Below are 26301 nucleotides of genomic sequence, written 5' to 3'. Positions count from 1 at the left end.
TTCGAGATAGCATGAGCACAGCGCAAGCAGAAATTTCTGCCATTCTCATGGATAAGGTTGCCGATTGGCTGACCCAATCGGCGTTGGCGGGCAACGACCTGGAAACATTGGTAAGGGGCTTTTGTGAACGGCTGGCTGCTGCCGGCCTGCCGTTGAAGCGGGTGCATTTGAGCTTTTCGATGCTTCATCCGCTTTATGACGCGCTCGGCTTCACCTGGCTCCGCGGCCAGGGCCTGGAAGTGGAAGGCTTCCGCAAGGAGAACGGCGTTCATTCCGACAGATTCCTGACCAGCCCATACTACCATCTGCTCAGCCACAAGCTGGACCATCTGCGGCGCCGGCTCGACCCGTCGGTGCCGTCGGAATTTCCTGTTTTCGATGACCTCAAGCTGATGGGCGTCACCGATTACATGGCTTTTGTCCATCCCTTCAGCGGCAACACCAGTCAGGGCATGATCGGGTCTTGGTCCACCGACAGTGCTGCAGGCTTCAGCGACAGCATGATTTCGGCGCTGCTGCGCATCCAGAACCATCTCGCTATCGCAACCAAGATGGCGGTGCTCACCAAGCTTGCCGATAACATGATGACCACTTATCTCGGCGGCGACGCCGGCAGGCGCGTGCTCGAAGGCCAGATCAAGCGCGGCGAGGGTGATACAATCCGGGCGGCACTGGTCATGGGCGACATGCGCGGGTCGTCAAGACTTGCCGAAACCTCCGGCCGCGAAGTCTATATCGATACGCTGAACCAGTTTTTCGACGCCGCTGCTGCACCTTTCAATCGCAAGGGCGGGCAGATCATGAGTTTCATAGGTGATGGCTTCATTGCCGTCTACCCTTGCGCAAGGCACCGTTCACAGTCCGAGATCGCCTGCCAGGCTGCTCTTGCGGCAGCGCACAAGGCCACCGCGCGCATGATGGATCTCAATCTGCGCAGAAAGCAGCAGGGATTGAGCGACATAAACTATGGTATCGGCCTGCATGTCGGCAATGTGATGTTCGGCAATGTCGGGCTTACCGACCGGCTCACATTCTCTGTCTTCGGCTCGGCTGTAAACGAGGTCCAGCGCCTCCAGACCCTGACCAAGAAATATCCGCACAGCGTTCTCGCCAGCAAAGACTTCGCCAGCTATTGCGGCGCCAACAACTGGCTGGCGCTCGGCATGGAGGAACTGGCGGGCATCAGGCAGAAGCTAACGGTGCTTTCACCCGATTTGTCGGGTGCTCTCGCACTCGATGAAGACGGTGCGCTGGAGCCGATTTACGACCGCATATCGGACGCCGAGCAGGTCATGCTGCTTCATCGCAATGCCGCGCGGCCGTCCGCGGGCGACCCGAGGAAGCTCCAGTAACCGCCACGATCTGATCCGAACGCGTTTGGTATGCAGTCCGGTCGCCGGTTCCGCCAGGGAACTGGCGACTGTTCGAATCCAAGTTGCTCTAGGCTGGCAATGCGTTAGTCTCGCCTTCTGGACGTGCCAGAGTGGGGGCTGGTGTGAGAATGAATTTGGGCGTTGATCTGCTGCGGATCGAGGATGTTGGCATCTCTTTTGCCATTATAGGGGGACCGTTGCATGCTGTCAGGCGTGCAAATCTTCGCGTCCTGCCCGGCAAGGTTACCGCGCTTGTGGGCGAGTCCGGTTCCGGAAAATCGGTTCTCAGCCAGGCAGTGATGGGCATTTTGCCGAACACAGCCCATGTTCGCGGCCGTATCCTGTTTTCCGATCCAAAAAAGCCCGGTACGACGCAGGATATCCTGCAGATGCCGCGTGACGGAACCGAAATCCGGGCGTTGAGAGGCAGCCGCATCGGCAAGATATTTCAGGAGCCGATGACATCGCTGTCGCCGCTGCATACGATCGGCAACCAGGTCAGCGAATCCCTGCAGATTCATACGCCCATGGCCCGGGTGGAGCGCAAGGCGCGGACCGAGGAAATGCTCGGCCTTGTCGGCTTTCCCAACCCCAAGCGCGCCTATGACATGTATCCCTTTGAACTTTCGGGAGGATTGCGTCAACGCGCCATGATCGCCATGGCGCTTATCTGCCGGCCCGCCCTGTTGATTGCCGACGAGCCGACGACGGCGTTGGACGTGACCATCCAGGCGCAAATCCTGCAATTGCTGCGCGAGCTTCAGACGAAGCTGAACATGGCGATGCTGCTGATCACGCACGACCTTGGCGTAGTCGCCAATGTCGCCGACGAGGTGGTGGTCATGTACCATGGCGAGATCATGGAAGCGGGACCCGTGGAGGCGATATTCCGCCGGCCGGGCCACCCTTACCTGAAGGGCCTGATGGCAGCCGTTCCGCATTTCGACCTGAAGCCCGGCGAAAGGCTAAAGGCGCTCCGCGAGGTGCCGGTGAATGTCGGGAACCTGCTCGGCAAGCAGACGGCGCCGGCATCGAAGGGGCCGAACGACCTCCTGCTATCGGTCAGCGATCTGACAAAGACCTTCACGATCCGCAAGTCCGGATGGTTCGGCGGAGATCATCAAACCTCTGTTCGCGCCGTGGACGGCGTGAGCTTTGATATCAGGCGGGGTGAGTGCCTGGGTCTTGTCGGCGAAAGCGGCTCCGGCAAAACCACCGTCAGCAAGATCCTCATGCGGGCTGTCACCCCTACCGGCGGCTCTGTGATCTTCAATGGCCGCGATGGTCCGATCGACGTCTTGGAAGCCGAGGGAGACGCCCTGCGCATGCTGCGCGCGAAAATCCAGATGGTATTCCAGGATCCGGTTTCGTCGCTTTCACCCCGCATGACGGTGGAGAACATTTTGAGCGAGCCGCTGGAAATCCATCGACGTGGCAATGCCGCGTCCCGACTCGCCACGGTCAAGAGCCTGATGCAGGCAATCGGGCTCGACCCGCGCTTCATAAAGCGTTATCCGCATAGTTTCTCCGGCGGGCAGCGTCAGCGTATCGGCATCGCGCGCGCGTTGGCGCTGGGGCCTGAACTCCTGATCTGCGACGAGCCGGTTTCGGCACTCGATGTCTCTGTCCAGGCGCAGATCCTGAACCTTCTGAAGGACCTGCAGAAGGAACTGGGCCTGACCTACCTGTTCATATCCCACAACCTCGCGGTGGTGGACTACATGGCAGACCGCATCGCGGTGATGTGCGGCGGGCGTATCGTCGAGCTCGCGCCGCGCGAAATTCTGCTTAGGAAACCGGTCCACCCCTACACGCGCTCACTGGTCGCCGCAGTACCTTTCCCCGATCTCGACAGGCCGATGGATTTCAAGACGCTGAAACTCAGCGGCGCTTCCGACACCAGCGCATGGGGATCGCAATTCCGCGACGAGGGCGACGAGGATATGCTGTCGCCGCTCGATCTTGGCGGCGGCCACCTCGTGCTGGCCCGACGTTCGGCCGATGTCAGCGAGCTACGCCATTGATCAGCCGGCGCACCGTCCTTGGACTCATGGCTTCGGCATTTCTGCCGGGCACGTTGCGCGCCGGCGATCTGGAGCCGGAATTTCTTGAGCCGCAGCTGAAGGCCAGAGCGCTGCCGGCACTCGCCGAACGCCTGCCCAAGCGCCCTCGCGCGTTGAATCTCGCCGCGATGGGCCGGCAGCCCGGCCAATATGGCGGCACGCTGCGCACGATCATCGGCAGCCAGAAAGACATCCGGATGATGACAATCTACGGGTACGCTCGCCTGGTCGGCTATGACGAAAAGCTTAACCTGCAAGCCGACATTCTCGAAAGTTTCGATGTAGCGGATGATCGTGTCTTCACTTTCAAGATACGAGAAGGACATAAATGGTCTGACGGTAGCCTGCTGACGTCGGAGGATTTTCGCTATTGCTGGGAAGATGTCTGGCTTAACGATGAGCTTTCGCAAGGCGGGCTCGCCCCGGCCCTGCTGGCGGACGGCAAGCCGCCACGCTTCGAGATCGTCGATCCGTTGACGGTCCGCTATAGTTGGGATGCGCCCAATCCCGACTTCCTGCCCAAGCTCGCCGCTGCTTCGCCCCTATCGCTTGTTCTGCCGGCCGCCTATCTCAAGCAGTTCCACAAGAAATACCAAGATCCATTCCGGCTCGCCGGCCTAATGAAGGAGAACCGGGCCCAGAAATGGACGCTCTTGCATATCCGCATGTCGCGGCAGTATCGCCCGGAGAACCCGGAACTGCCGACGCTCGATCCCTGGCAGAACCGGACCAAGCCGCCGGCTGAGCAGTTCGTCTTCGAGCGGAACCCGTTCTTTCATCGAATAGACGAGAATGGCCGGCAACTGCCTTATGTCGACCGGATTGTCATGAATGTCAGCTCGTCGGCGATCATTTCCGCCAAGACCGGTGCGGGCGAGAGCGACCTGCAAGGCATGGGAATTGACTTCACCGATTACTCCTTCCTGAAGGATGCGGAGAAGCGCTACCCGGTGAAGATGCATCTCTGGAAACGCACACAAGGTTCGCGGCTGGCGCTGCTGCCCAATCTGAATTGTGCCGACCAGGTGTGGCGTGGCCTTTTTCGTGACGTGCGCGTGCGCCGCGCACTTTCGCTCGCTGTGGACAGGCGCGAGATCAATTTGGCTGTGTTCTACGGATTGGCGCAGGAAAGTGCCGATACGGTCCTGCCGGAGAGCCCGCTCTACCGGCCGGAATTCGCGAAAGCCTGGGTCGCCCATGATCCCGACCAGGCCAATGCCCTGCTCGACGAGGTCGGGCTTCAGGCGCGTGACGATGACGGCCTGCGGATACTCCCCGACGGACGCCCGGCGCAGCTCGTAGTGGAAACGGCCGGCGAAAGCACGCTGGAAACCGACGCGCTCGAGCTCATCACCGATCACTGGCGCAAGATCGGCATCGCCCTGTTCATCCGGACTTCGCAGCGCGACATCTTCCGCAGCCGCGCGCTTGGTGGCCAGATCATGATGTCGATGTGGTCGGGCATCGACAATGGCGTGCCGACCGCCGACATGAACCCCTACCAACTCGCCCCCACCGTCGATGACCAGCTGCAATGGCCGCTCTGGGGTGCTCACTACTTGTCCCGTGGCAAGGTCGGCGAAGCGCCCGATCTTCCGCCCGTGGTCGAGTTGATGGCTTTACTCAAGCGCTGGAACGCATCGATCGAAGCCACGGAGCGCGCCGAGATCTGGAATTCAATGCTGTCGATCTATACCGATCAGGTGTTTTCGATCGGCACGGTAAACGGAACGCATCAGCCGATTCTGGCGTCCTCGCGGCTGCGCAATCTGCCTGACAAGGCGCTCTACGGCTACGACCCGACCGCCTATTTCGGTGTCTATATGCCGGATACATTCTGGCTTGGAGAGTCCTGAGCGTGCTTCGATATTTTGTCTGGCGTATCGCCGTGATGGTTCCAACGCTGCTGGTCATATCGGCACTGGTGTTCACGATCATCGAACTTCCCCCAGGCGACTATTTCGACAGCTATGTTGCCGAGCTTCGGGCTCAGGGCGAAGCGGTGGATTCCGATCGCATCGAGATGATGCGCAAGGAATATGGTTTCGACAAGCCACCGGTCATTCGCTACTTCTACTGGGTCGGCGGGATGCTGCACGGCGATTTCGGCTATTCCTTCGAATATGAGCTGCCGGTTCGCGACGTCGTCGGGGACCGAATGTGGCTGACGGTGCTGGTTTCCTTCGTCACGATCATCTTTACCTGGCTCATCGCCTTTCCGATCGGCATGTACTCCGCCACGCATCAATACAGCTGGGGCGACTACGGCCTGACTTTCTTTGGCCTTCTCGGCCTTGCGATTCCGAACTTCATGCTGGCGCTGATCCTGATGTATTTCGCCAACATCTGGTTCGGAACGTCTATCGGCCATCTCATGGACCAGCAATATCTCGGCGAGCCGATGAGCTGGGCCAAGGCGAAATCGATCCTCGCCCATCTCTGGATTCCGGTCTTGATCATCGGCACCGGGGGCACGGCAAGCATGATCCGGCGGCTGCGCGCCAATCTGCTCGATGAGCTACATAAGCAATATGTCGTGACCGCGCACGCCAAAGGCCTTCATCCCTTCAGGGCGCTGGTCAAATATCCGCTGCGCATGGCGCTCAATTTCTTCATTTCGGATATCGGCTCTATCCTGCCGGCCATCATCTCCGGTGCCGAAATCACGGCGATCGTGCTGTCTTTGGAAACGACCGGGCCGATGCTGATCAAGGCGCTGCAAAGCCAGGACATGTATCTCGCAGGGTCGTTCCTGATGTTCCTCGCCTTCCTGACGGTCATCGGCGTCCTGATTTCCGACCTGGCGCTGGCGCTACTTGATCCGCGAATTCGTTTGCAAGGCGGCAGCACCAAATGAACACGCAATCGCCGCTGCCCGCTCCGGGTGCCCCACTGCAACACTACGTTTCCATCGAGCCCTTTGACCTGCAGTCGGTCGAGGCGATGACGCCGGAGCAGGAGAAGGTCTTTCAGGCGTCGCAGTTGCGGCTGATGTGGTGGAAATTCCGTCGGCACCGGCTTGCCCTTGTATCCGGCATATTCCTGGCAGCGCTTTATTTCGGGATACTGATCTGCGAGTTCCTGGCGCCCTACGATCTGCACACGCGCAACATGGACTACATCTATTCGCCGCCGCAGCGGGTGCACCTGTTCCACAACGGCGAGTTCGTCGGGCCGTTCGTCTATGGCCGCCAGATGACGCTGGATATGGACACGCTCAAGCGGAACTACATCGAGAAACAGGATGATGTTCAGCGGATCCGTTTCTTCTGCAAGGGCGATAAGTACCGGTTCTGGGGCCTGATCGAAGGTGACAGGCATTTTGTCTGCCCCGCCGAAAACGGCCAGCTCTTTCTGGCCGGCACTGACAGGCTGGGGCGCGATGTGCTCTCGCGCATCATCTATGGCGCCCGCATTTCACTGACAATCGGCCTCGTCGGCATCAGTTTCAGCTTCCTGCTCGGCATTGTCATCGGCGGACTGGCCGGCTATCACGGCGGTATCTTCGACCTGATCGTCCAACGGATAATCGAAGTTCTGCAATCGATCCCCAGCATTCCGCTATGGCTGGCTCTGGCGGCGATCATGCCGATAACCTGGAGTCCGATCCTGATCTATTTCGGCATCACCGTCATCCTCGGGCTGCTCGACTGGACCGGACTGGCGCGGGCCGTGCGTTCGAAGCTTCTAGCCTTGCGCGAGGAGGATTACGTTCTGGCCGCGCAATTGATGGGCGCCAGAAGCAGCCGCATCATCGGGCGGCATCTCATTCCTGGCTTCATGTCGCATCTGATCGCGACGGCGACGATCTCCATACCCGGCATGATCCTGGGCGAGACGGCGCTGAGCTTCCTCGGGCTCGGCCTGAGGGCACCGATAACCAGCTGGGGCATCCTGCTCACCGAGGCGCGCAGCGTCAGCGTGATCGCGTTCTATCCATGGCTGCTTTTGCCGATGCTCCCCGTCGTTCTCGTCATCTTGGCGTTCAACTTCCTGGGCGACGGGTTGCGGGACGCCGCGGACCCCTACAAATGACATCGCTGTTCCGCCGCGCGCTGCGCCGCCGATTCCACCCGGTATGATCCTTGTCGGCAGCCTGTTCGCTTGTTGCAGTGTTCATCGTTCGCCTCTACACGCGGCAAGACTCGATCGGGGTTTAGCTCGTCGGCCTGGGTTTCAGCCGCGAAACGCTCTGGTCGGGGGCAGTTGATTTCGTGAACTGGTTCTGGACATACAATCGCACATGAGTCGCCTTGACAGTTTCATCCGGAGGATGACCGCACAGCGCGACATACTCGATCATGTCTGCGCCGAGGTTGCGAAGATGGAGGGGCCCGTGCTCGAGCTCGGCCTCGGCAATGGCCGGACGTTCCACCATCTGCGCGAGCGCCTGCCCGGACGCCGGATCGTAGCGTTCGATCGCGCACTTGCCGCACACGCCAGCTCAATTCCCGAAGCTGAAAACCTCGTGCTCGGCGAAATACGCGAGACGGCGAGCAGGTTCATTGGCATCGACGCCGCTCTTGTTCATGCCGACATCGGCACCGGCTATGAAGATCGCGATGCAGTGACCTCTACCTGGCTTCCCGATCTGACCGCGCGCCTGCTTCGCGTCGGCGGCATCGCGGTCAGCGGCACGCCGCTCGATCACCCGCAGTTGCAACGCCTCTCGCCGCCACCTTCGATTGCCGCCGATCGTTATTTTATCTGTAGGCGCGTGTGAGGGGCCGGGACGAGCCAACTCTTCAGGGGCCAAGCCTTCAGGGGATCGTGTATACTGCTATCTCCCGGTCAATGCCGCGCAGCGAGACCTCGTGGGGCACGGGCGTCAGCGCGTTCCTATGTAAGAGATCGGCGGTGAGATTGTCGTCGACCACCGCTCGAGTGGCGAAGATCGCCTGTGCGTTGGCAAGGTTCTGCACCCGCGAAGCAATGTTGACCGTCTGGCCGAAATAGTCCTGTCGCTCATTCATCGACACGGCGATGCAGGGGCCGGCATGGACTCCGATCTTGAGCAGCAGATCCTCGCGGCCGCTCTTGTCGTTGAGCGTACGCATGGCATCGCGCATCCTGAGGGCTGCAGCAATCGCACGATCAGGCGTCGCGAAGGTCGCCATCACCGCATCACCGATCGTCTTCACCACCGCGCCTGCCTCCGCCGTGACGATCTCGTGCAGAACCTGGAAATGCTCGCGCACGAGATCGAAGGCTGAAAGGTCGCCCACCCGCTCGTAAAGCTCGGTCGATCCGCGCAGGTCGGTGAACAGGAACGTCAGGCTGGTGATCTTCAGGCGCTGGTTGATGTCGAGTGTATCCGTGCGATAGAGATCGCGGAACGTCTGGTTGGTGAGCAGGCGCTTGGCGGTCAGGAAGGGCCGGCGTTTTCCCAGGAAATCATGCAATGTCTGGCCGGCGATGAAGACTGTCGGCAGCACGCGGGTGTCGGTCCGGTTTTCCAGCGAAATGCGCAACGGGCCGGGTTGCATCTCCAGCGTCTGGTTCTGGACATGGTCGCGGTCGAAGGCCAAAGAGAGGCTCCGGCGCTCCTTTGTTGGTTCGCCCTTCCCGTCGATGAACTGCGCTGAATGGGTGACCGGCTCGAAGACGATGATGAATTCAGACGGAAGCTGTATGGTCAGAACCGCCTTTTCACCGGGCGCAAGCTCGATATCCTCCAGCGAGAACGCTTCCAGCTTTTCCGCGAAATCCTCTTCCGGCAGATCGACTCCGGACGCCCAGTAGATCTGGCGGAAATATTCCGCCACCGGCAGTTCGTGTGGATTGTGTGCGGCAATCCTGCGCACGCGGGGACTGACGGTGAATGTCACCTCGACCATCTCATCGAGAGTCGGTGAATAGCCCTCGGAGCACAGCGCGCAGGTGTATTCGTCCTTTTGCAGGGTTTTCAGCGTGGCGTTGGTGTCGAGCACGCCGCCGCAGCCGGGACACAGAACATTCCAGGAAATGTCGAAGATGCCCACCCGCGCCGCATGGAGAAAGGCGCCTATTGCGCGCTCCTCGTCGAGGTCATGCTTGCTGGCGAAGGCTGGCGCATTGATGCGGCAAAGTTCGCGGTCCTCGCCCTCCGCGATGGTTCGCTTGATCGCGTCGATCGCCTGCGGATCGACATCGGCCGATTGTCGCAGAAGTGAGAATAGATCCTGAGCTTCGTTCATCGTGCAGGCTCCGGAAAATGCACCTCGAGGCGTTTTGACCGGACCGATCTTTGGTCCGAGTGTTCCATCTTACTTCGAAACGGACCGTACGGCCATTCGAATGGATAAGCCTGGTGACCGTTCAATTTCCATTCGGCGGATTTTAACCGGCCGCAAGCAGCACTATGATGGTCCATGGAGCATTCATCTTTGGGATTTTCTCCCATGCCGACATCAGACAATCCGCCATTTCCCGCGGTCCTGCGCCTTTTTTCTGCGGGGGTCATCGTCGTCCTGATCGTAGGCGCCGGCCTGTTTTTCATGCCTGCGCTGGTGAAACCGGGCTGGCCTTGGGCCGTCACGCCGTTCAATGCGCGCTTCCTCGGTGGCTTCTACACCGCCGAAATGGTCGTGATGGCGGCACTGCTGGTCTGGAATCGCTGGTCGCCCGGCAGGCTCGTGCTCGTCATGGCCTTCATCTTCACCGTCATCGTGTCGGCGGCTTCGTTCATCAATCTCGGCTATTTCAACTTCGAGCGCAAAGCGCCTTGGCTGTGGTTTTTGGTCTATCTTGCTTCGGCCGCGGTATCCGGGCTGTTCCTGTGGCGGGCCAGGGCCCGTCCTTCTGCAAAAGGCGTGACCTTAAATCCCGCATGGCGCGGCTACATGCCGGCGGAATCCGCGATCCTTGGGCTCTATGGCGTCGGCCTGTTGCTGTTTCCCCTGACATTCAGTGGCATCTGGCCATGGCCGATCGATGCCTTCCACGCTCAGGTCTACAGCGCCATCTTCCTCGCCGGTGCGGGCGGTATATATCTCGTCTGGAGAAGCGCGCCGCGCGAGGAACTGCTGGTGCTCGGGTTGGCCCAGTTTCTGGTTGGCCTGCTTGCTATCCTCGGCGTCGTCATCACCGACGCTGCGGTGCACCGGATCGACTGGACGGCGACCGGGACATTGTGCTGGCTCGCCCTTTTCGGCTGGATAGGCATCAGCGGCGTCTTCAAACTCTACGCTGCCTCCCGGTATTTTTAGCCCGCAATCGGTATCATAGGTCAGAGACGGCTGGATTTTCAGGTGGCGTCCGGTGCATCGTACCGGGCCGATTGCCTTCGCCGGGAACGCCATGACCAGCACGACCTCGCCACCCGCCGAGAAAATCCAGCCGCTGCTGCGGTCCGTCCGGTCAAGCGATGCGGAGGCGCTTTGCGCTATCTTCAACATGCCGGGCTTCCGCTGGGGCACGCTCAGGATGCCTTTCGAGATGGTGGAGCAGGTGGCGCGGCGCATTGCCAAGTCCGGCCCGGAAACCACCTGGATCGTTGCCGAGCTGGACGGCAAGGTCGTCGGCCATGGCAGCCTGGTCGTGCAAGGTTCACCGCGCCGTTCGCACATCGGCGAGATCAATATCGGCCTTGACGATGCCTTTGTCGGCAAAGGTATCGGCTCTGCCATACTTGGCGCGCTGCTTGACGTGGCCGACAACTGGCGCGCCCTGAAGCGAGTCGAATTGACCGTCTATGCCGACAACGAAGCGGCCCTCCGTCTCTATAAGAGCCACGGCTTTGAGATCGAAGGCCGGCATGTGAAGGCCGGCTTTACCGACGGGCAGTACCACGACCTCCTGAGCATGGCCCGGCTGCGGTTCTAAGATCCGCTGTTTGCCTTAGCTGTTTGGCCAATCTGACAATTCGTGCCGAGGCAGCGAACAGGGGATTGCTCAAGGAGAATTGCGTAGGATACGGTCATTTCGTCTCACACCACCTTGATCGAATTGACGATCTATGTGGGCCGGCCGCATCCAGCAAGTCTGGTCTCGCTTGGCGTTTACACCGCAAGCGGCTAGACGGGACCAATGACCGCCGTCTTTGATCCAACCCCTACCCCTCCGCGGGAAATTCTGGCTGTGCTGTCGCTGCTCTGCCCGGAGGTCGTGCGCGACATCGAGCAGAACTGGAATGCACCGGTTTCCGACTACGCCCGCCATCTTTGGCGGCCGGTGGCAAAGCCTGCATCGGGCCCGGCGATCGCTGCCCGCTCGATCCTGCGCGAAGTCCTGCATCAGCGCCTCGGTAGGATCATGCAGCCTGAGAAGATCGGCAAAGCCCTCGACGAGTTCGAGCACAGACCGGTGATTCAGTCCGGCCTGCACTGCCTGCTTCTGATGGACCGGATCACCTTCGATGCTCTTCTGCTTGCCTGGCTCGGCGCGGTCGAAAACGGGCTGTCGGCCTTCGTCGGCTTCATGGGAACGACGATGACCATGGAGACAGTTGGCCGGGAGGGGCCGGGATGGCTCGATGTCGGCGACGACAAGGTCAACCTGTTTGGCATGGGACGCCACAAACTGTGCCGCAAAAGCGCCTGCGTGGCCGGTCCCGTCTCCCTCAACAAGCGCGCGCTCGAAGCGGTGGGCGATGAAACGGATGGCAGCCGCTGGCTGGGCACACTGCTTGCCAGCCGGGACAAGGTGTTTGAAACCGCCGCCGATGCGCTGACTGAACTGAATGAGGATCTGGTCGCCAATTGGGATCGTGCCAGCATGGCCCTGCCGGTTTTCGTCGATGATCGGGTCGCCGCGGCTGCCATGGCGCGGCATCTAGAATATGACGGCAGCCTTCTTTCCAGGCTGCTGATTGAACCCGCAAGACGCCAGCGTCTCGAACATGCCTGGCAAGAGGCCGCATCGAGCCCGTTTGGCAGATTCCTGCCCAATGCCACGGACTATTTCTGGGGCATCCGCGAGGAGCGTGTGCGCAAGCTCGTTCTCGAGAACGGGCACCTGATCGAGCCCGACAGGCCGCAAGGTCTTTCCATCCCGTTCGAGCGGCCGTATCTCAGGCAGGCGCTGCTGGACGGCGTGCTGCTGCCGAACTTGTTCCTGACGTTCCTCGTCCTTGCCATATTGCCGCGCGTGCGGGTCGTGGGCGGCCTGAGACAGATTGGCTATGTAGCGCTTTTCCACTCGATCCTCCTGGCCGTGCTGGACGAAAACGTGCCGGAAGAGCGCGATCTGGCCGCGGAACTGCAGGTTCGGGAAAATGCCTGGGGCATGCGGGTCATCGATGAAAAGATCTCAGTCCGCGAGCAGCTTGCCGTCCTGCCGGAAGGAGCGCTCTTCCCGGACCTGCTCCGGCAATACCGATTGCGGACATTTGCCGAGACGACCGACGACCTGAAACTGGTTCGCGAAAACGCCAGATGGCGCAAGATCGGCCAGGCAGAGATCAAGCCGACCTGAGCCTAATTCGCAACCGCAAGCGACGGCGATCCATCGGCGAGCCTCTGGCGTCTGACCCCGCCGCACAGGCCTCACCTGTCATTGCACCACACCGCCCTTGCGGAGCCCATCCACCACGTGTTCGAAATCGACCGGTTCTTGTGGCAGACCAAGACTTTGTAGCGGTATCCAGCGAATAGTCGCGATTGACGCGAAGCACCTCCTGCCATGGCGCGCGGGCCTCGGCGAAGCGGCCCAGATGACCGTAGCTGGCGGCCAGAAACGCGCGCGAGACGTCGGTGACAGCGTTTGCGAGCCAGCCGTTGCATCAGAGGTCATGGGTAGCGCTCTGCCACCGGACCCACACGGATCGCCCGCTGCCGCTTGCCCGCCGACGGCTATCGGTGCATCCTTGTGAATAGCCTGGCCGTGAAGTGCGAGCGAGATCATGCCGTCACGGCCACTAGTGAGGTCTTGTTCGATGGACTGCTCGGGCTGCGGTTTCGAGATTGAGGGCGGTTACGCCTTCTGTCCGAGGTGTGGCAGGCGCCAGCCCGTGCCATGCGCCAGTTGCGGCTACACCTGCGCACCTGATTTCGAGTTCTGTCCGAAATGCGGGGCAAGCGTCGGTGCGCCCGCAAAAGCCGTCGAACGGCCTGCTCCGGCACCAAGCCGGACCATTGTGTCGCCTTCTCGAACTCCGTCGCTGCTTCCGAACATCGAAAGCGAAGAAGGGCTGCATCCCGTCTCTGACGCCGATCGCCGGACGGTAACGGTCCTGTTCGCCGACCTTTGCGGCTTTACGACACTCAGCGAGCAGCTCGACCCCGAGGTCATGCAAGCGCTGCAGAACAAACTGTTCAAGGAATTGACGGCGGCCGTGCGAAACTTTGGTGGGTTCGTCGACAAATTCATCGGCGATGCGCTGCTCGCTTTGTTCGGTGCGCCGGTCGCGCATGAGGACGATCCGGAACGCGCGCTTCGTGCCGCTCTCGACATGATCGCCCGGACGGCGCGGCTCGGCGAAAGCACCCCCCACTCCGGCTCGCCTCTGTTACTCCACATCGGCATAAACACTGGTCCGGTCGTTACTGGCGGGTTGGGCATCGGCGCCGCCAGATCCTATTCCGTGACCGGCGACACAGTGAATACCGCGCAACGCCTGCAATCGCTGGCCGCACCGGGTGAGGTGCTGGTAGGCGAGCTCACTCACAGGCTGACCCGGCATGCCTTCTCTTACGAGTCGCTGGGTGATGTCGTGTTTCGCGGCAAGGCTGGCAGCGTGCTCGTTCATCGACTGGACGCACCGCTAGCGGTGCCGCGTGCAGCGCGCGGGCTCGAGGCGCTCGGCCTCAGTGCGCCGCTAATAGGTCGTGGGGCGGAGCTCAATAGAATGATGGCGAGCCTTGACCAGGCGTGCGGCGGCTCGGCCCAACTTGTCCGCCTCGTCGGAGAAGCCGGCATCGGGAAATCGCGGCTGGTGAAGGAGTTCGTCGCCCGTGTCGGCGACGAGGAGCGTTTTCGCAACGTCGCCGTGCGGCAGGCCACGTGCTCACCGCTGGGTGAACAATCTTTTGGCGCCTTGGGCGCAGTGGTGCGCAGCGCTGCCGGGATGATGCAAAACGACAATGGGGACGAAATGCGGGGGAAGCTCGCAGGCTTGCTTGCCGATCTCGGCCTGCAGGGCGAGGAGGCGAAGCGGCTGATGCCTTTGCTCTACCATGTGCTTGGCCTTGGCGACCCCGATGCCACCTTGCAGCATGTCGAGCCCGAGCAGCTGCGGCGGCAAATTCTCTACGCAGTCCGCACAATCATCGAACGGCGGCTTGCGTTGTCGCCGCTATTGATTGTCGTCGAAGACCTGCACTGGGCGGACGCCGTGTCGCTCGAGGCACTACGTTTCGTGATGGACAGGTTGGAACGCACGCGGTTGATGTTGCTGGTCACGCATCGTCCGGCGCCGGACAACGACCAGCTCGACTCAAGTCGGGTCAGTCACACAGCGCTCAGGCTTCCGCCACTCAACAATGATGACGGACGCAGCCTGCTGGCAGCGCTTTTCGGCGAGAGCTGGGTAAGCTCCGCGGGAGGGCTTCTCGACCAGATCCTCGAGCGCGCGGGCGGCAACCCCCTTTTTGTAGAGGAAATCGTTCGCGGCCTTATCGATCGCGGTGTACTGGTGCGAGAGGGCCAGCGATGGCGGACTGTGGCAGGCGAAGTCGCAACCGGCATCCCCGCCACTATCCAGGCAATGTTGCTTGCCCGCGTCGACCGGCTGCCCCAAGAGGTGCGCCGGTTGGCCCAGGAGGCCGCGGTAATCGGCCCGCGCTTCGATGCCACACTTCTGAAAACCGTGACAGCCGACCCCGGCCGGCTCGAAGCCGGCTGCGAACTGCTTTGCGATGCGGAAATCATCGAGGAAGTTGCCGGATCAGGCTCGGTCTCGTCTCAAAGCTACCGCTTTACGCAAACATTGCTGCAGGACGTGATCTATCAGAATCTGCTCCTGCAACGCCGGACCGAAATCCACGGGCGGATCGGTGCTGCCTTGGAGCAACTGTGCGGCGACGAGCCGGAACGGCTCGAGGATTTGACCGTGCTGGGTCATCATTTTGCACAGAGCGCCGAGCGGGAGAAGGGCGCGCATTACCTGCAGGCGGCAGGCGATCGCGCTCGCATGATATATGCCAACGACGACGCCCTTCGTTTCTACGAGCGAGCACTGACTGCGTTGGGCGCGATCGGGCAAACACCGCTCAAACTGGCAATTGCAGAGCGCATTGCCGATTTGAGCGGCCCGGCAGGCCGCCGTGAGATCGCGCACCACCACTACGAGACGGTGTTGCAGGCATACCGCGAGTCAGCCAATCGCGTCGCCTCGGCGCGAGTTTTGCGTAAGATCGGTCGGCTACTCTGGGATGTCGGCAAGCGGGACAAGGCAGAACCCCGCTATGCCGAGGCGGCAGCGCTCCTCGATGGAGCGGATGCCCCGATCGAGCAGGCGCATCTGTGGCAAGAACGTGGCCGACAGGCGTTCCGTAGCGGAGATCACGCTCTCGCGGCAAAATGGGCAGACGCGGCGCTGGATTGCGTAGGCACACTGACAACGGAGCATGTCTCCGAGGTAAGGTGTGATGCCACTCTTGTGACCGCCGAGGCACTCAATACCAAGGCTGTCGCGCTGGCTCGCCTTGGGCGAAACCGTGAGGCCGTGCGTCAGGTTGAGCGTAGCATTGAATTGGCCGAAGCCGCCGGTCTGCTGGGCGCGGCCTGCCGCGGCTACACCAATCTCGGCGTGCTTTACACGACCATCGATCCCGCAAAGGCAATGGAGGTCTGTCGGCGCGGTCTTGAAGTGGCGCGCCGTATTGGTGATTTGGGTTTCCAGGCGCGCCTCCTCGCCAATCTGGCGGTCGCTTGTTGTACTTTCACGGATCGCTGTCCAACGGAGGGCGTACCCGCTGCCGAGAAGGCCATTGAGATCGACCGTGCGCTCGACCAGCGCGAGCACCTGCCGGTGCCTTTGATCGTGCTTGGGCAAATCCACCAGTGCAACGGCCGCCCGGACCTGGCGGTTGGGTTGTTCCACGAAGCACTGGACGTAGCTCGCGAAACGGGCGAACCCCAACTGCTGTTTCCGTGTTATGATGGTCTCGCAACGCTTAATCTCGATCTCGACAATCTGGCCGAGGCCGAACGCTACTTTTCCCTGGCGCAGGGTATATGCGCCCAGCACGGGCTCGACCCGGAAGCGCTTGTGGTGCTGCCTTTTCTCGACTAGCCGGGGTTGGAGGTTGGAAATGTCCGCGCGTAGTGACTTGGTGCCGCTTCAACCGGGCGACCGTGCGCCAAACGTGGTACTCGACGCCATTACCCAGGAAGGCAAGATCGCGCTTGACGATTTTCGCGGCCAAAAACCGGTGCTGGTCGGCCTGTTTCGAGGTCTGCATTGCGCGTTTTGCCGGCGCCATATCGCCGCCCAGGCGCGGCTTGATCCGGAGCTGCGCGAAAGGGGCGTGGAGAGCCTGACGGTGGTCAACACGCCGATCGAACGGGCGCGTCTCTATTTCCGCTACCATCCGATGCCGAATCTGCTTGCGGCCTCCGATCCTGAACGCGCTTCACATCGTGCTTTTGGACTGCCCAATCTCGAATTCACCCAAAACGAGACGAACTGGCCGTACAAGGTCTCGATGGCAGCGGCAAAGGATATGCGGGTCGACATACCAGGCGAGTTGCCCGGTCCTATGGATCCTCTTGCGGCCAGTGAAATGCTCAACAAGAGGGACCATTACGAGCTGACCGAAGCCGACGAGCAGATGCTAGCAACGGGACACGGACAATTGGTCGGTCAGTTCCTGCTGGACCGGCAGGGGATCGTCCGCTGGAGCTTCACGGAGGTTCCAGAGGGTGGGCGATACATGTTTGGGGCGCCAAGCCCGCAGGAGCTGATGTCAGCCGTATCGCAAGTGGCCCAATAGACTTGCGAACGAGGTAAGCGGGCGGGACACGGAACAAAAAGCGGAACCAATTTGTTACGAATCTAGACACTGACAAGTTCACGGTTCATGCGAGCACGGCCTCGACAACGGCAACAAAGTCATCGAGCGAACGATCCCCACGAATCTCGATGCGCGGAAGGTCGATGGGATCGCAATCGAGGTCCGCCGGTCCGTGTCTGCCGCCGAAGCCGATTCGATAGCCGCACTCCTTGGCCAGCCTGCCAAGCCGTCGGTCGGTGACAGAGAAGGGTGCCGCGAACGCCGCGGTTGGCCGACCGGTCCACCGTTCGATGAACATACGAGAGCGCAGGAGCTCGGCGGCCAAGTCAGAGCTCGACAGACCATCGATCGCGCGATGCGTCGCCAGATGGCTTCCGAAGAACGCACCTTCGCCGGCGAGGCGTCGCACCGTCCCGGCGTCCATAAGCTGCGTCGGCGGGCCGCTGTAGGCGTCCCACTGTGCACTTTCACCCACCAAGTCCGTCACCAGGAACACTTCCGCGGTCAGGTCGTTCGCGCGCAAGGCCGGCCAGGCATGGTCGGCAAAGTTCTGGAAGCCGTCATCGAAGGTGATGAGCACTGGGCGGCCAACGAAAGGCTGACGGTTGGCGATGAACCATTCCAGCTGCTCGGAGCTAATCGCGTGAAAGCCATTGGCGCGCAGCCATGTCATTTGGCTGGCGAATGCGGCGGGCGCGAGCCGAAAACGGGCGAGCGCGGCCGGACCTTCATCGGAGACACTGTGATACATGAGGACAGGGATACGCTGCCGCCGCTCGCTATGTGCGACGTCGCGGCGCAAGGCCCGCGCCCCGCCCCAGACGATATTTCGTGCGACTCCGATTTCGACGGGTGCGCGGATTGGCACATGATCTATCGTCGGTTCCGTCGCCACGTCGCCTGGTGACAGGCGGCGGAAGCGGTCTATGCGGTAGAGCTCGGTCTGGATCGATTGCTCGAGAACGAGGCCGTGGCCCGCTGCCAGCGTCTCTGAGATCGCTTGTGCACCGAATGTGTTCCAGTCGAAGCCCGTCCTTTCAACATTGTCTCGTAGCACGAATGCGTGTGCGCTGATGAAACTGCCGCCAGGCGCCAACGCCTCAACAAGTTTTTTGGCGATGCGCCGCAACTCGGTGAGATCGTCCAGGTAGTAGAGCACTTCCGAACAGACGATCAGATCCATCTCGCCCGGCAGCGTGTCCGCAGAAAAATCCAGTACGCCGAACTCAACGTTCGGCTGATCACTGCATCGCGCGCGCGCCCGCCCGACGGCTACGGCGGAGATGTCAGTTGCGGTCAAATGGCCCACGCGCGGCGCCAGCTGCCGCGTGAAGTGGCCCTCCGCGCAGGCCAGCTCAAGCGCCCGTCCGATGGGACCGGCAGGCAGAATTTCGAGCTGCCGCTCATATTTTTCCTGCTCATAGGGCGAACCGTAGTTCCAGGGATCCTCGATCGCAAAATGGCGATTCCAGAAAGATGTGCGGTCATTGTCGCGCCCATCCGCGGCCCGTGCACGGCGCGGCGCTGCAAAAGGCTCTTTAGTTTCGGCGCTCGACCGAACCAGCGCCTGCGCTTCCGCGGCCAATCCCGCAAGTTTGCCGAAATGGCTGTCCTGATCAGACCGGCGTCGCGCCATGGACAACAATGCCTCGGCTGCAGACATGTTTGACTTGTCGGCACCGGCGCCCTTTTGCGGTGCATCTACAGGCGATCGCCTCGCAAGTCGCGCGGCACTGTGCATAGGCCGCTCAGAGGGCAGGAAATTCAGGATCAATTCAATCCAATGACGCCTCGTCACTCTCCCGAGTACGCCGAACTGCACGAGAGCCTCGATCTGGCCATCGATCATCAGATGGGCATAGATTTGATCGATTCCTTTCGGTACTTCGATCGAGGCCGGATTTCGCACGTCGACACGAATTCCAAGTGTCCGCGCCAGCCTGCGCGGCGCGGCAAGATCGTCGACATCGAGCAGCATTTGCTCAAAGTGATACTGCACGCGGCGAGCCGCGTCCGGATTATTCCAGACCTTGCCGAGTTCGAGGATCAACTCGGTGAGGGAAGCGCCGAACCTGTCCCACCTGGCAGCCAATTGCGCTGGCACCGACAGGCTTCCTACCATAAGGCCATCGACGGCCACCTTGGCGATCTCACGCGCCCACTTACGTCCTGCCGGGAGCGCGCGCAGGGACTGCGGGTTGATCGAGCGCGAGCCGCAGCCGCAATCCGATGCGGCGTTCCACAACGCGAACCACGCGAGTGCTTCTGAAGCGGTGTGGCCGTTCGCGTCGGTCGCTCCATTGGCGTGAGCCGATGCCGGGTGTTTGACCCTGGGATCGGCGGAAAAGCCGCGAGCGATCACGACTTCGCCATCTGCCAGCATCTGCGCCGAATTGCGGTTGAGCGCGTTGGGGCTGGCCCGATAGAAAGCGAGCGGCTCGTCGACCATCACCCAATTTTTGCCTAGACGTGCGAGGCGCTGCCACAGATCCCAGTCCTCGCAGGTGCGCAGCGACACGTCGAAACCGCCCAACTCGACAATTATCTCCCGATCGACCAGCAGCGCGTGAGTGCGGACGGCACACCGGCGGGCGAACGTTTCGAAGGGTTGAATCGCAACCTCCGTTGCGATGCTCGACGCCGTGAGTTCGCCATCGGGCATCACGCGTCGGGAACCGCAATAGGCAGCCACTGCATCGGGAGCGGATTTCAGTGCGGCCAGCATTTTGGCAAGGAAGCTGGCATCCACCCAATCGTCCGCATCCAGAAACATGAGCCAGTGGCCGCGCGCCTTCGAAATCCCGCTATTGCGCGCGCCGGCGGGGCTATGCGCGCAAGAGCTCAACATCCGAAATCGGGCATCGTGCTCTACATAACCGGCGATGATCGCAGGGGTGCGGTCCGTGGAGGCGTCGTCGACGATGATCGCCTCCCAATCCATTATTTCCTGATCAAGAAGACAATCGAGTGAGCGCGCCAGCGTTACCTCCGCGTTGTGCGCAGGAACCACGATTGAAACCAAGGGATCATGCGCCACGCCGTCTTACCCGCGCCTGGTTCGAGGTAGAACAAGATGTGTTGAACTTTCTCGGCGTAGGCCGTCACAATCGACGCCGATCAGTCCGTCGACCCATCGTCCATCGCCACTATATCCAGTATCTGGCAGGTCTGCCGGCGGATGCCGGCAAGCATGGCGCCGACGGTTTGCTCGGCATTGAGCATCGGTACCACACCGCGTTGCGGTAGCATCCTGGATCATCGAGCTTTCGTTTTCTTCGGCAAGAGTTGGCAAATGTCAAAACCGGATGACGGCATCGGCTGGCAGCACTGCCCTGTCAAGATAAGGGCGAATTAGAGGCGGGCAAAAAAGACTTGAACACAGGCTGAATGGCAGCGCGAATGCCCGACGGCTTGGAGCTGGGGTCGATGCGCCAGGGCATCTCCGCTCTCGCATTTCATCTGCATAAAGATGATCGCGGGCGAAGACGCGAGCGCGAGCTGATCCGGATCGAGCCGCATGTCGAAATCTACCCGAATGGGGACGTTCGAACCGACTTAAGCCGAGAAGATTCCGGCTTGCGGGTCGACAATTTTACTGGCAAGTTTACCAGTTGCTAAATTAGCGCTGTGGCAATGTTCAAAAGAAGGGGCATGGGATGGCCAAGGAATCTTCGAGTACCGCTTCTTCGGCAAATAAAGCGGACGCAAATCTGATAAGTAATGCAGACGGAAGCGGGCTGACCTTCATGGCGGGCCAGGCTCGCGAGAGCGGAGCCCCCGGCGACGCTGTAGGTGTCGACAAGATACGTGATCTGCTGTTCGGCAACCAGATGCAGGACTATGACCGCCGCTTTTCCAAGCTTGAAGAACGGGTCTTGCAGCGCTTCAAGGATGTCGAATCCGAGGCCAAGCGCAATCTTGAAATGTACGAGTCAAATGCAAAGAAGCAGGTTGACTCGCTTGCGGCGCAATTGCGGAACGAAAAAGACGCGCGAGCCGACGCCGATAAGGAGATTGATCGGAATCTTCGCGAGCAAAATCAGGCGCTCGAAAAGCAGGTGCGCGCGTTGTCGGATCAGTTGAGCGAGCTTGAGCGGGAAGTTGCGGACCGGATAAATCGAAACGATCATTTGCTGCGTGAGGAAATCAAGCAAAAGAATGAAAGCATTCAGATGCTGATGGAGAAAATGTTTTCCGATCTTGGCAATGTCAAGACCGACCGAAATCTTTTGGCTGGCCTGTTTGTTGAGGTTGCAAAATGTCTAAATCAGGATCCCGTCGGCAGCAAGAACAACTCGGAGCGTACCTGGAAAGTGAGTTGATCGGAACTTGACGTCGACTGTCGACCCAATCAGCCTCCCTCAAAGAGCAGCTTCGAACGATACAGAGATTGATCGCGAGGCGCTGGCTCGCCTTTTGATCGAAATTGCCCGGAACGTTGATCCGGACTATCGTGCGCGTCTCGACGGAATCCCAACCGCCGACCCTCGCATGGAAACGCTGCGCCAGTTGCTGGTCGGCCGCGAAATTTCGGAGCTTTCACGAGTTACGCACCTGCTCGACGAACCCGAGCAGCTTGCGGCTGCAGTGGGGAGCGTTCTCCCCAGTGCAGCCGCACGTGCGCCTCATGCGCAACTCGGAGAGGCCCTTGCGCCAGCTGTCGAGAGGGCCGTGCAACGGTCCATCCAGAAGAGCCCGCGTACGCTGACGGATATATTGTACCCGGTGTTTCTGCCGGCTATTCGCAAGTCGATCGGCGAAAAGATCGACCAGACCTTTCAATCGTTGAATGAAACTTTAAGACATATATTTACCTGGCACGGGCTCAAGTGGAGACTTGAAGCGTGGAGAACAGGAGCAAGCTTCTCAGAAGTTGTTCTTAAGCATTCTCTTGTTTATCGTGTAGAACACGTCTTTCTAATCAATCGCAATTCCGGGCTTTTGATAGCGCATGTAACTGCCGATAATGCAACTAGCGAAGATCCTCAACTCATTTCTTCTATGCTTAGTGCAATTCAAGATTTTGTAAAAGACTCATTTAACGAGAAAGAACAGAGCGGCCTGGATACCATTCGTTTCGGAGAGCTTCGTCTCTGGTCGGAAGTTGGACCGTTTGCGACCTTGGTTGCGGTGATCCGGGGAAATCCGCCGGAGGAATTACATGAAATAATTCGCGATGTATTGCTTCGCATCCATGATGAATGCTCACAGGCTCTAGAGCAGTTTGACGGCGACAGTTCGCAGTTGGCCGGCGTAGAGACGCAGTTGCAGACCTGCGTTGAACTGAAGCAGGAGGAATCAAACCAGGGATTTCCGTGGCTGGTCGTGGCTGCAGTCCTGCTGGTTTTGATTCCGGCAGGCGGTTGGTTCTTTCTTTCCTGGCAATCCGTGCAGCGCTGGCAGACCTATGTGTCGCGACTGGGGACCCAGCCGGGCATCATCGTTGCCGAACAAAAGGTGCGTGATGGCCAATTCTATATTGCCGGTCTGAGAGACCCGCTTGCCGCCGACCCGCAGTCGCTGTTGGCCGGAACGCAGGTCGATCCCGCCCGCGTTCATTCACAGTGGCAATTCTATCAGAGTCTTGATCCGGAGTTCGTATTGAAGCGGCTAACGGCGTCGCTGGTTCCGCCGGATTCAGTACGACTTTCGATCGTCAATGGTCGCATCGTTGCCGAGGGTGAGGCTCCCAACACCTGGATAGATCGGGCGCGCGCAGCGGCCCAACAACTTTCGGCAGGCGGACCGGAATTCGACATCTCCAGGGTTCGTGATGTGAGCCCCGAAGCACGCGCGGCGGAGCACTGGCAGACTTATGTGTCGCGACTGGAGGCCCAAGCGGGAATCATCGTCGCCCAACAAAAGGTGCGTGATGGCCAATTCTATATTGCCGGCCTGAGAGACCCGCTTGCCGCCGACCCGCAGGATCTGCTGTCCGGAACGGAGGTAGATCCCGCCCGCGTTCATTCGCAGTGGCAATTCTATCAGAGCCTTGATCCGAAGTTCGTCCTGAAGCGGCTGATGGTATCGCTGACCCCGCCGGATTCAGTACGGCTTTCGATCGTCAAGGATCGCATCGTTGCCGAGGGTGAGGCTCCCGACATCTGGATAGACCGCGCACGCGCAGCGGCCCGACAGCTCTCGGCAGGCGGACCGGAATTCGACATCTCCAAGGTTCGTGATGTGAGCCCCGAGGCACGCGCGGCGGAGCACTGGCAGACTTATGTGTCGCGACTGGAGGCCCAAGCGGGAATCATCGTCGCCCAACAAACGGCCAGGGGGGGACATTTCTATATTTCCGGCCTGAGAGACCCGCAGGCCGCCGACCCGAAGGCTCTGCTGTCCGGAACAGGGGTCGATCCTGCTCGCGTTCATTCACAGTGGCAATTCTATCAAAGCCTTGATCCGAAGTTCGTGGTGAAGCGGCTGATGGCGTCGCTGACTCCGCCGGATTCAGTACGGCTTTCGATCATCAAGGATCGCATCGTTGCCCAGGGTGAAGCTCCTGCCGCCTGGATAGATCGGGCGCGGGTCGCCGCCCAACAGCTGTCCGCGGACGGACTCTCTCTAGAACTCTCCGAGCTGCGTGAGTTGACCCCTCCGCAACTCACTCATTTGAGGGAGGCTATTCAAGCGGTCAACATTTTCTTCGATTCTGGCAAGGCTGTACCGGGACCAGAGCAACTGCCGGTTCTCGACAAATTGGCGAATCAGTTGAAGGAATTGGCCGAGGACGCCCGCAAGGCAGGCGTAACAGCACAGTTCATGTTGACCGGCCATTCGGACGAGACGGGCCGTGAAACGGCCAAGTTGTCGATCAGCGCCGCGCGCGCGGAGACAGTTCGTGCGCTTCTCAAGAAGCGCGGCGTCGATCCGGAGTTGCTCTTGGTTCGCGGCGCGGGCACCTTTGAGCCAGCGGAGATTGAAAATAGCCGAACCGGGAACTCCGCCAACCGCAGAGTTTCGGTTACGGTAAACTTCCACTAGGCGGAGCCCAGGATATTGCAAAAGAAGATCTGTATGTTGGGCGGGTTCGCTGTCGGAAAGACGAGTCTGGTTCGCAGGTTTGTGCAAAGCATCTTTTCAGAAACCTACTTGACCACGGTGGGAGTGAAAATCGACAAGAAGAGTGTCGCATTCCCGGACAAAACCGTGGATCTGATTTTGTGGGATTTGGCCGGCGAAGACGATATCGGCTCATTCCGCGTCAGCTATGTGCGAGGTGCGAGTGGGCTCGTGCTTGTCGTCGATGGAACACGCGCTGCTACTCTTGCCGTTGCGCTCACGTTGCGCGAGCGGGCCGAGGCTGAATTCGGCGCTATGCCGTTTGTATTGCTGTTCAACAAATCCGATCTGGCCGATCGGTGGGCAATATCGGATAGTGAAATTGACGAACTGAGGCAACTTGGATGGCAAATCTATCTGACAAGTGCGCTTTCGGGCGAAAATGTTGATGATGCGTTTCGTCAACTTGCTTCGATGGTCAGCAAATAAACCATGGATGTCTTGCCAAGAGAAGTTAGAAGCTGGATTTACGATTTCTTCTACAAGGAGCGCTCGGTCGCATATCTGAAAATCGACGCCCAGCTTTGCATAGCTGCGAAGGGCGGTAACGTTAACCATTACGGACTCTCGTCAGTTCGCATAGGTAAGCCTGTTGCCGAGCAGCTTGAATTCATGGAAGGTTTGTTGCCCTGCCCGGAGCTTCCATATGATATGGCCATGGTCGAACTGCCCAGCGGGCGTGTCGCGGACCTCCATCTTTTTGCTGACAATGCCTGCGTGTGGCTGCTCTTTCTTGACGCCACTGCCGAACGCGACAATAGGCAGCGGCTTCAACAGAAGGCTTATGAAATGACGCTTCTGCAAGAGAGGGAGCGTCAACTCAACGAGAAATTACAATCGACAAACGAGGCGTTGAGGGCGAGCCAAGAGGGATTGTCGCGTGAATACCAGCGCGCCGAAGCCCTACTCCTCAACATTCTTCCGGCGTCGATCGCGGAGCGGCTAAAAGCGCACGAACAAATTGCAGACAACCATGCGGAGGTGAGTGTGCTTTTTGCCGACATCGTCGGCTTTACGGAAAGAGCGCGGAGCGTCGGAGCCGTGACGACGCTCGCTATTTTAAATTACTTCTTCAAGGCGGCGGATCTGCTCTCGGAGCGATACGGCTGCGAAAAGATCAAGACAATCGGCGATTGTGTGATGGTGGTCGCTGGCCTGCCCACCGCGCGATCCGATCATGCGGAAGCCCTTGCGCACTATGCACTTGAACTGCGGAAGGCGGTTAAGCGCGAACGCTTCGCAGGAGAACCGATAAGACTCAGAATTGGAATTCACTCAGGACCAATCGTGGCGGGCGTCATAGGCAAAAGGCGGTTTGCCTATGACCTATGGGGCGACACCGTTAATCTCGCCGCACGTATCCAAACGTCCGCGGAGCCCGATGAAATCCGCATTTCGGATGCAACTCATCAACTGCTTGGACCAAATTTTGCTTGCGACCCACTCCAGGAAACGGAATTGCGTGGTACAGGTCGTGTGCGAATGTGGCGGCTCCCGGCCTGATTTGCCGCATGGCAGTGCCGACCCGGAAGCGCATTGCATCTCAAGCAACATCATGGTTTCGAATGTCCGCAGCGGTGCGCGAAGCAGTTGACCACCGAGTGACCGCCAAAGGTCTGTCCTGGTCATCTCAGGAAATCAGTTCCTGAGATTTAACGTCGATGCCCAGTTCATAGAACGGCCGGAGGCCTGGGCCGAGGTCGGAATGCCCTGCCCCCGGCGGCTAAATAAACACCGCCACGTACCCGGCACAGCGGTCTGGCTCGGAACGATGACGTCTTGCACCGCAACATCGGTTTCTTCAAGGTAGGGCAACAACGGACATAGATGTCGTTGCTCGCCGATCTGATCGGAAGGTTAACAGCACGATGCCACTCATGACTCGACGATTGGGAGCCAGGAACCTGGCGCGCCCGGCACGGCGTC

19 protein-coding genes and 1 pseudogene are annotated in these 26301 nt (G+C 60.0%); 16 read left to right on the top strand and 4 right to left on the bottom strand.

The annotated features are described in order from the left end of the window. Positions 1-11: 11 nt before the first annotated feature. The 6 genes from NKH30_RS26255 to NKH30_RS26230 all read left to right on the top strand — a co-directional run bounded on the left by NKH30_RS26255 (position 12) and on the right by NKH30_RS26230 (position 8159). A complete protein-coding gene (locus NKH30_RS26255; protein WP_352684409.1) occupies positions 12-1352 on the top strand; it encodes an adenylate/guanylate cyclase domain-containing protein in 1341 nt (446 codons plus the stop codon). A gap of 149 nt (positions 1353-1501) precedes the next feature. Next, entirely contained in the window at positions 1502-3397 is a 1896-nt protein-coding gene (locus tag NKH30_RS26250) for an ABC transporter ATP-binding protein (RefSeq protein ID WP_352770386.1), read from the top strand. Beyond that, the gene (locus tag NKH30_RS26245; RefSeq protein WP_352770384.1) at positions 3394-5292 is read left to right on the top strand and encodes an ABC transporter substrate-binding protein; all 1899 of its coding nucleotides are present in this window, start codon (positions 3394-3396) and stop codon (positions 5290-5292) included. The genes NKH30_RS26250 and NKH30_RS26245 overlap by 4 nt, the downstream gene beginning before the upstream one ends. Positions 5293-5294: 2 nt before the next feature. Next, positions 5295-6293 (top strand): ABC transporter permease, encoded by a 999-nt coding sequence (locus NKH30_RS26240; RefSeq protein ID WP_023675966.1) that lies wholly within the window; start codon positions 5295-5297, stop codon positions 6291-6293. Then, on the top strand, positions 6290-7471 hold the full coding sequence (locus tag NKH30_RS26235; RefSeq protein ID WP_352614641.1) for an ABC transporter permease: 1182 nt from the start codon (positions 6290-6292) through the stop codon (positions 7469-7471). Before NKH30_RS26240 ends, NKH30_RS26235 begins: the two co-directional genes overlap by 4 nt. 208 nt (positions 7472-7679) lie before the next feature. Then, on the top strand, positions 7680-8159 hold the full coding sequence (locus NKH30_RS26230; protein WP_352541938.1) for a class I SAM-dependent methyltransferase: 480 nt from the start codon (positions 7680-7682) through the stop codon (positions 8157-8159). A 37-nt stretch (positions 8160-8196) separates the two neighbouring features. On the opposite strand, the gene NKH30_RS26225 is transcribed toward NKH30_RS26230, so the two are convergent. Continuing rightward, positions 8197-9612, bottom strand: coding sequence for an adenylate/guanylate cyclase domain-containing protein (locus NKH30_RS26225; RefSeq protein ID WP_352541939.1), 1416 nt, complete (start codon positions 9610-9612; stop codon positions 8197-8199). Positions 9613-9816: 204 nt separating this feature from the next. Here NKH30_RS26225 and NKH30_RS26220 point away from each other — a divergent pair, with 204 nt between their 5' ends. From NKH30_RS26220 to NKH30_RS26210, 3 genes are all read left to right on the top strand, one after another. Then, positions 9817-10623, top strand: coding sequence for a hypothetical protein (locus NKH30_RS26220; protein ID WP_352770379.1), 807 nt, complete (start codon positions 9817-9819; stop codon positions 10621-10623). 91 nt (positions 10624-10714) lie between these two features. Beyond that, complete coding sequence (locus NKH30_RS26215) at positions 10715-11239, top strand: GNAT family N-acetyltransferase (protein ID WP_352470882.1); 525 nt, start codon at positions 10715-10717, stop codon at positions 11237-11239. A 204-nt stretch (positions 11240-11443) separates the two neighbouring features. Then, entirely contained in the window at positions 11444-12829 is a 1386-nt protein-coding gene (locus NKH30_RS26210; protein ID WP_352541942.1) for a hypothetical protein, read from the top strand. A gap of 78 nt (positions 12830-12907) precedes the next feature. On the opposite strand, the pseudogene NKH30_RS26205 reads toward NKH30_RS26210, so the two are convergent. Further along, positions 12908-13118: pseudogene (locus NKH30_RS26205) on the bottom strand (adenylate/guanylate cyclase domain-containing protein); the annotation flags it as partial. A 171-nt stretch (positions 13119-13289) separates the two neighbouring features. Here NKH30_RS26205 and NKH30_RS26200 point away from each other — a divergent pair. Continuing rightward, entirely contained in the window at positions 13290-16589 is a 3300-nt protein-coding gene (locus NKH30_RS26200) for an adenylate/guanylate cyclase domain-containing protein (RefSeq protein WP_352770375.1), read from the top strand. A gap of 19 nt (positions 16590-16608) precedes the next feature. Further along, positions 16609-17289, top strand: coding sequence for a peroxiredoxin-like family protein (locus NKH30_RS26195; protein ID WP_352470916.1), 681 nt, complete (start codon positions 16609-16611; stop codon positions 17287-17289). An 85-nt stretch (positions 17290-17374) separates the two neighbouring features. On the opposite strand, the gene NKH30_RS26190 is transcribed toward NKH30_RS26195, so the two are convergent. Together NKH30_RS26190 and NKH30_RS26185 are read right to left on the bottom strand one after the other, a co-directional pair. After that, on the bottom strand, positions 17375-20347 hold the full coding sequence (locus tag NKH30_RS26190; protein ID WP_352997487.1) for a trifunctional glycosyltransferase/class I SAM-dependent methyltransferase/polysaccharide deacetylase: 2973 nt from the start codon (positions 20345-20347) through the stop codon (positions 17375-17377). A gap of 80 nt (positions 20348-20427) precedes the next feature. Further along, positions 20428-20559, bottom strand: a complete 132-nt coding sequence (locus NKH30_RS26185; protein WP_352684428.1) for a glycosyltransferase — start codon at positions 20557-20559, stop codon at positions 20428-20430. A 150-nt stretch (positions 20560-20709) separates the two neighbouring features. On the opposite strand from NKH30_RS26185, the gene NKH30_RS26180 reads away from it, so the two are divergent. From NKH30_RS26180 to NKH30_RS26160, 5 genes are read left to right on the top strand one after another with little or no spacing between them, the layout of a single operon-like run. Beyond that, positions 20710-20928: a hypothetical protein gene (locus NKH30_RS26180; RefSeq protein ID WP_352500816.1), complete on the top strand. Its 219-nt coding sequence runs from the start codon at positions 20710-20712 to the stop codon at positions 20926-20928. Positions 20929-20966: 38 nt separating this feature from the next. Continuing rightward, positions 20967-21632, top strand: coding sequence for a DUF3450 domain-containing protein (locus NKH30_RS26175; protein ID WP_352470876.1), 666 nt, complete (start codon positions 20967-20969; stop codon positions 21630-21632). Between the two features lie 7 nt (positions 21633-21639). Next, a complete protein-coding gene (locus NKH30_RS26170; protein WP_352770367.1) occupies positions 21640-24297 on the top strand; it encodes an OmpA family protein in 2658 nt (885 codons plus the stop codon). A gap of 15 nt (positions 24298-24312) precedes the next feature. After that, complete coding sequence (locus tag NKH30_RS26165) at positions 24313-24804, top strand: Rab family GTPase (RefSeq protein ID WP_352997486.1); 492 nt, start codon at positions 24313-24315, stop codon at positions 24802-24804. Positions 24805-24807: 3 nt separating this feature from the next. Beyond that, a complete protein-coding gene (locus tag NKH30_RS26160) occupies positions 24808-25878 on the top strand; it encodes an adenylate/guanylate cyclase domain-containing protein (RefSeq protein ID WP_352470874.1) in 1071 nt (356 codons plus the stop codon). Positions 25879-26301 lie beyond the last annotated feature (423 nt).

The sequence above is a fragment of the Mesorhizobium sp. M1273 genome (genome assembly GCF_040318195.1).
Classification (GTDB): Bacteria; Pseudomonadota; Alphaproteobacteria; order Rhizobiales; family Rhizobiaceae; genus Mesorhizobium.
Note: the sequence above shows the minus strand (reverse complement) of the source record. Positions and strands in the feature narration are given on the sequence as shown.

Excerpts from the sequence above, each read along its gene's own strand:
- NKH30_RS26255 (WP_352684409.1), top strand. The coding sequence starts at position 12 with ATGAGCACAGCGCAAGCAGAAATTTCTGCCATTCTCATGGATAAGGTT.
- NKH30_RS26250 (WP_352770386.1), top strand. The coding sequence starts at position 1,502 with ATGAATTTGGGCGTTGATCTGCTGCGGATCGAGGATGTTGGCATCTCT.
- NKH30_RS26235 (WP_352614641.1), top strand. The coding sequence starts at position 6,290 with ATGAACACGCAATCGCCGCTGCCCGCTCCGGGTGCCCCACTGCAACAC.
- NKH30_RS26230 (WP_352541938.1), top strand. The coding sequence starts at position 7,680 with ATGAGTCGCCTTGACAGTTTCATCCGGAGGATGACCGCACAGCGCGAC.
- NKH30_RS26225 (WP_352541939.1), bottom strand. The coding sequence starts at position 9,612 with ATGAACGAAGCTCAGGATCTATTCTCACTTCTGCGACAATCGGCCGAT.
- NKH30_RS26220 (WP_352770379.1), top strand. The coding sequence starts at position 9,817 with ATGCCGACATCAGACAATCCGCCATTTCCCGCGGTCCTGCGCCTTTTT.
- NKH30_RS26215 (WP_352470882.1), top strand. The coding sequence starts at position 10,715 with ATGACCAGCACGACCTCGCCACCCGCCGAGAAAATCCAGCCGCTGCTG.
- NKH30_RS26210 (WP_352541942.1), top strand. The coding sequence starts at position 11,444 with ATGACCGCCGTCTTTGATCCAACCCCTACCCCTCCGCGGGAAATTCTG.
- NKH30_RS26200 (WP_352770375.1), top strand. The coding sequence starts at position 13,290 with ATGGACTGCTCGGGCTGCGGTTTCGAGATTGAGGGCGGTTACGCCTTC.
- NKH30_RS26195 (WP_352470916.1), top strand. The coding sequence starts at position 16,609 with ATGTCCGCGCGTAGTGACTTGGTGCCGCTTCAACCGGGCGACCGTGCG.
- NKH30_RS26185 (WP_352684428.1), bottom strand. The coding sequence starts at position 20,559 with ATGCTACCGCAACGCGGTGTGGTACCGATGCTCAATGCCGAGCAAACC.
- NKH30_RS26180 (WP_352500816.1), top strand. The coding sequence starts at position 20,710 with ATGCCCGACGGCTTGGAGCTGGGGTCGATGCGCCAGGGCATCTCCGCT.
- NKH30_RS26175 (WP_352470876.1), top strand. The coding sequence starts at position 20,967 with ATGGCCAAGGAATCTTCGAGTACCGCTTCTTCGGCAAATAAAGCGGAC.
- NKH30_RS26160 (WP_352470874.1), top strand. The coding sequence starts at position 24,808 with ATGGATGTCTTGCCAAGAGAAGTTAGAAGCTGGATTTACGATTTCTTC.